General features: G+C 39.7%; 6 protein-coding genes. 2 read left to right on the plus strand and 4 right to left on the minus strand.

Going from position 1 to position 6043, the window contains the following annotated elements:
* The 4 genes from AC220I_RS16915 to AC220I_RS16930 all read right to left on the minus strand — a co-directional run.
* A partial coding sequence (locus AC220I_RS16915) for an FGGY family carbohydrate kinase (RefSeq protein ID WP_486725042.1) occupies nt 1-629 on the minus strand: 629 nt, incomplete at its 3' end.
* 12 nt (nt 630-641) lie between these two features.
* Complete coding sequence (gene xylA / locus AC220I_RS16920) at nt 642-1955, minus strand: xylose isomerase (protein WP_486725043.1); 1314 nt, start codon at nt 1953-1955, stop codon at nt 642-644.
* A gap of 79 nt (nt 1956-2034) precedes the next feature.
* Nucleotides 2035-2946, minus strand: coding sequence for an AraC family transcriptional regulator (locus AC220I_RS16925; RefSeq protein ID WP_486725044.1), 912 nt, complete (start codon nt 2944-2946; stop codon nt 2035-2037).
* A gap of 68 nt (nt 2947-3014) precedes the next feature.
* Entirely contained in the window at nt 3015-4577 is a 1563-nt protein-coding gene (locus AC220I_RS16930; protein ID WP_486725045.1) for a sensor domain-containing diguanylate cyclase, read from the minus strand.
* Between the two features lie 214 nt (nt 4578-4791).
* Between AC220I_RS16930 and AC220I_RS16935 the strand changes: the two genes are divergently transcribed.
* Nucleotides 4792-5811 carry a sugar ABC transporter substrate-binding protein gene (locus AC220I_RS16935; RefSeq protein WP_486725046.1) on the plus strand — a complete coding sequence of 340 codons (1020 nt, stop codon included), beginning with the start codon at nt 4792-4794 and terminating at the stop codon, nt 5809-5811.
* The coding region (locus AC220I_RS16940; RefSeq protein WP_486725047.1) for a hypothetical protein at nt 5808-6043 on the plus strand (236 nt) is incomplete at its 3' end. The genes AC220I_RS16935 and AC220I_RS16940, both read left to right, overlap by 4 nt.

Here is a 6043-nt window from a genome sequence, read left to right on the forward strand (position 1 = left end):
GATTCATAGAGCTTTGGAAGCATATCCTCTGTGATACCAACAAAGTCACAAAGTGGTTTAGACCATTTTTTATTTTGAATATCCAAAAGGAGCATGCCAGAGGCATCTGAATAATCAGTGGCATAATTGCCAGTGAGTTTAAACCTAATATAGTCCTTTGGCAGTAATATGTGCTTAATTTGCTTAAAAATTTCAGGCTTATGTTTCTTGAGCCATAGAATTTTTGGGGCAGTGAAACCCGTTAAGGCTTGATTAGAAACCGTTTCAGCGAGGCCGTCTAATCCAAAATGCGCCGTAATCTCATCGCATTCAACCTGTGTTCTCTGATCACACCATAAAAGGGCAGGCGTGAGGACTTGGTTGTTTTCATCAAGGGCAACAAGGCCATGCATTTGACCACTGAAGCCAATGCTCGTGATAGAACTTGGTGAGAGGTCGTTATTCTTTATTAGGGCATGAATCGCACTACAGGTACCTTGCCACCAGTCTTCAGGGTTTTGCTCAGCCCAGCCTGGTTTTGGATAAGCAATTGGATATTCAGCATAGCCTTCTCCGAGGAGGAGGCCTGCTTCATTAATTGCAATTACCTTTACAGATGATGTTCCCAGATCTATTCCTAAAAAGATCATAAGACCTCCTAGCTACGCGTTGAAGATGGCATCATTAACAACAGACTCTAACCATTCTTGCTTAGCAGATTTGTTTTCAAGGTTTTTATTGTTAAGGGCATATTCAGTAAGACCATCAAAATCCACTTCACCTGAAATGATTTTTTGTCCAATACCTGAATTGTAGCTTTCATATCTTTTGCTTACAAATGCATCAAGCGTACCTTCAGTAATGAGTTTGTCTGCTACTAAAAGACCTTTTGCAAATGAATCCATACCAACAATGTAGCCGATAAATAAATCTTCAAGTTCAAAAGACCCTCTTCTAAGCTTAGAGTCAAAGTTCAAGCCACCTGGTGCAATACCGCCGTTTTTAAGCACTTCAAGCATACAGTAAGTTGCACTGTAGATATTAGTTGGGAATTGATCTGTATCCCATCCTAAATGCTCATCGCCTTGGTTGGCATCGATGCTGCCAAGAACGCCGTTGATTCTACATAAGTTGAGTTCGTGCTCGAATGTGTGACCAGCAAGTGTTGCATGATTTGCTTCGATGTTGAGTTTGAAATCATCTTGTAAGTTGTATTTTCTTAGGAAGCCAAGAACAGTAGCCGTATCAAAATCATATTGATGTTTAGTTGGCTCTTTTGGTTTTGGTTCGATTAACAACTGACCTTTAAAACCGATTTTCTTTTTATAGTCTACAGCCATTTGCAAGAAACGTGCATAGTTGTCATTTTCAAGTGCCATATCTGTATTTAATAGTGATTCATAACCTTCACGACCACCCCAGAATACATAGTTTTCGCCGCCGAGTCTTAAAGTGATATCCATTGCTTTTTTAACTTGAGCAGCAGCAAAAGCAAATACATCAGCGTTACATGAAGTTGCAGCACCATGTACAAATCTTGGGTGTGTAAATGCGTTTGTAGTCCCCCAAAGGAGCTTGATGCCTGTTTCTTTCATTAAACCTTCAATGTGATCCACGATCACGTCAAGGTTTGCAAATTTTTCTTCAAGCGAATTACCTTCTGGTGCAATGTCAAGGTCATGGAAACAGAAGTATTCGATACCTAATTTGCTCATGAGCTCAAATGCGGCACTTGCTCTTGCTTTAGAGAGCTCAAGCCCTTCTAATTTATCCCAAGGACGTTCAAATGTACCTTGCCCAAACATATCAGCACCTTCACCAGTAAGGGTGTGCCAGTAGCTAAGTGCAAATCTTAAATGTTCCTTCATAGGCTTGCCTGCGACCACTTGTTCTGCATCATAATATTTAAAAGCTAATGGATTTTTAGAATAACGCCCTTCGAAAGGGATTTTGTCGATTGTGTTAAAATAAGACATGAAAAACCTCCTATAATCATTTGATACTTTAATTATAGGAGGTCTAATGAGACAAATCGGTAACAATCTTGTGGGAATTTCATGACAATGTTGCGGATATTTTTTTTAGAACTTGTGCTTGATCAAAGGGTAGGTGGATCGACCCTACTGGGGCATTGGGTATGGAAAATACGAGCTTGTGAGACTCCCGTCTCAAAGTTTTGGCAGTGAAGCCATAACGCTTTCGAACCAGTGCATTTAAGTACTTTTGATCTGAAAACCCTGATTCAAGTGCAATGTCAAGGATGCTCATATCCGTACTTAAAAGCCGAGTGATGGCATGGGTGAGTCTTACGGCATTAAGGTATTCCTGAAAGCTGATTCCCATATGTTGCTTGATGAAATGCGAAAGATGGTACTTACTGATGTGTAAGTCATTTGCCAGTTGGTCTAGGCTTATTTTTTCATTAAAATGGGCTTCTACATAGTCAATGACGTATTTGAGGCGCTTAAAAGCATCCGTTCGCGTCGATTGACTGGAAGTCTCCAAGACCTCATAGGGCAGATGTTTTAGGAGTAAAGCGGCAAACTCAAGAATATAGGCGTTCAAAAGATAGTCGGAATAAATTTGTTCATTGAAGCTCTCCACGTACATTTTGAACATGAGGTTTCGCAGCTCAAGTTGACGCTTTTCTATTTTTACCGTATGAAATTTGAGCTTGGACATGAAGTTTTGCTTGAGGGCAATGGCAGAGGTGGTCAGCTGTATAATCAACAAGATATTCTGATCTTGAGATAGGTCTGTAATACTGTGAATCTCATAGGGGTTGATTAGACAAAATTCGTTCTGGTGAATCTCATATGAAGTCTGACCAATCTGAACCTGTATCTTGCCTTGAATGACAAAAATCACCTCAAGATCAGAATGGAAGTGATGAGACCGGTGTCCGATACTCACTAAAAAAAGTTTGTAGGGCAAGCCCTTTCGATGTTCAATATTTTCAAATTCCATGATTTCACCTCAAAAAAAACATGCTATATGTCTATTTTAGCATGTTTTAATAGGTGAGGCGATGATATTTAATAGATGACTTTGTTGCGACCTGATTCTTTGGCCTTATAAAGGTTCATGTCTGCTATTTGTACGATTTCTTGGAAGGAATATTCTTGGAATTGTTCTGAAACGCCAAAGCTCATGGTTACGGTGAGTTTGAGATTGTTAATCTCAAAGGTCTTTTGCTCAAGGGCAAGTCTTAGGGTTTCTGCCAGTGCAACAGCCGCCTCTAGGGATTCGTTTTCAAGGAGAATTAAAAATTCCTCGCCCCCCCATCTGAAGGCCACTTGATGACTTTCAAGATGGGATCTAAACAGGTTGGCAATTTCTTTTAAAATAAGATCACCAACATTATGACCATAGGTATCATTGACTTTCTTAAAGTGATCAATGTCTGAAATAATAAGTGAATAGGATTTGCCGAGTGAGGTGTTATAGCGCTGATTAAAGTAATTGCGGTTATAAAGTGAAGTCAGTGGATCATGATTTGCAAAGTGCATAAGTTTAGCACTGGATTTGAGCTCCTTAAAACGGTAGAAAATCAACAAGGCGATTAAGATCATAATCATCAGGGTGATGGCAATCATAAAGTTGCTGGTAACGCGATAAGGCTCTAGGAACTCACTGGTAGGAATCACAAGCACGATTTTCCAGAAGGTGTCTAAATCTCGATTTAAGTGCCGCAACATGCCAACATATTCCTCGCCATTGAGTTTAAAGATAACAATAGGCTTATCTGGGGATGTATGATTTAAGGTGTATGTGATTTCAGGTCTATCAAAGTAATCCACATCTATGATTTTCATTTCTGCATCTGTGTTGAAAATCAGTTCAGGATGGCTATAGGCAATAATCTTGTTGGATTGATTGACCAATACCAGTTGCCCCTTAGTGCCAAATTCCATGCTTTTAAGGAATTGACTGAGCTGATAAATATTGATGTCAAACCCAAAAGTACCAGCAAAGTTATTTTGATCGTCATAATAGGCATGACTGATGGTAATGCCGGGCATACCAGTTGTGTGAAACTGATATAAATCAGTCCAGTAGCTGTTGGATACTTCTTTGGCACCGACATACCATGGTCTGATACGAGGGTCAAAATCGACTGTATCTGAAATTTTTTCGGTGAGTTTTTCAAAATCATGAGAATAGGTGGTGTCGATTGTTTTACCGTGGTCCAAGTTGGGATTGATGAGTCTTTGCAAGAATGTGCCATCTGGCTCGAGTCTGAGCATATAAAATTCGCCAGCTTGATTGCCGATGATGAAAGCCTGCAATTGAGGATAGGCATTGAGTAAGCTTATACCAATTAAATTGAGTTGTGGCACATCCTCTAAAAAGTCTTGATCCACGAGATTGATGTCATAGATAATCGTATTCAAGAGTTCTATGGGCTTTAAGTAACCAATGGTTTTAGACTCAACCGTTTCACTTGAAGACTTTGTAAAGGTGATTGCCGTTTTATCCAGCATGTGATCCAAATTGTAGAGTGTAATGACAGACGTCAAAAAAATGACCATAATGAAAGTCACGATGATTACAATAAAAAAATTCATTTGAGATCGACTTTTTTTGTTTCTTAGCATTTTTACCACTTCCCAATTTGGCATAATATCCTAGACAACCACTCCTATCTTTAATATTTACCCACTCTCCTTTTAAAAAAGCACTAAATTAGGACTCTAGAAATAATTAATCTTAATAAAATGCTATACTGATGAGGTGTGACCTCGTATATAATTGTAGATAGAAGGCTTTGCGATACAAAAATCACAGAACTTTGAGTTTTCAGGGGGCAATATGAATTCTTTAAACCGCATATTATTAAAAGGGATTATCATCGTGACGAGTCTAATTTTTATCATCACCTTTTCCTTATCCTTTTTTTATTCAAATACAATCAATCAAAGTAAAAACCGAATCAATTTTTTGCAAAAGTCCAGTAAACATATCGCCACTGTGTTAATCGGCAATGAAACCCATTTTCTAGACAAACTAGAAGCCGGCATTCAGACACAGGCAAATGAAAATCGTGTTGACGTAGAATTTTTTACGGTGAAAACGGTGGAAGAGGGCACAGAGATGATTAAACTTCTTATCACTGCAGGGGTTGATGGCATCATCACACAAGGCATACACGATTCAGAATTTGTAGATGCCCTCAATGGGGTGAAGGCCGCTGGAATACCCCTTGTCTTGGTATATTCCGATGAGCATACGGCAATCAGAGATTCTTTTATCGGGATCAATCCCTTTGATATGGGCATTGACGCCGCAACCCTTTACCACAAATCCAATCCGGACTTTGGTAAGGTTGTCTTTATCACCCAGTCTGCGGCGTCATCTAGTGAGGATACCACCAGCAAGCTTCAGACGCTTGGCTTTATGGATGTGTTTGAAACCCTCCACCGGACCTCTACAGTCATCGTCAAGAAGTCTGAGCCTACGCTTCTAAGTGCAGAGGGGATAGCGGCAGACCTCTTTCTGGGAAAAGACGATATATCGGGCATTGTCTGTACCAACGAAGTGGACACCATTGGGGTGAGCCAGGTGGTCATTGACCTCAACAAGGTTGGACGTGTGACTGTGGTCGGAACGGGTTTTACCGCCCAAATTGCTGATTATATCGATAAGGGTGTCATTTATGGTACCCTGTTCCGAAATCCCGAAAAAATGGGGCGAATGGCCCTGGGCTCTTTGGTGAGAATACTTGAAAAAGAAACAGATGAAATGATCACAGTGGATTATGTGGACTTACAGGTAGAAGTGATTACTAAGGAAAATTTAGAAACCTACATGAAGATAGAGGATATTAAATGAAAGGCTTGAAACTAGACAGTATACGTAAAAAAATGATGGTTTACTTTACCCTTGTGATGCTCATGAGTGGCATGATCAGCATTTATATTTCCTACAATTCCAGTATGCTCTTTGATGAAATCAATGAAATGTTCAAGTTTTCACTGATCTTTGATGATGTGGAAAACAATCTGGAGGCGTCACATGAAGCCTTAAGGGTTTATGTGGAGACCAAGTCATCGGACTCCTTGAA

It is taken from the genome of Fusibacter sp. (genome assembly GCF_057447755.1).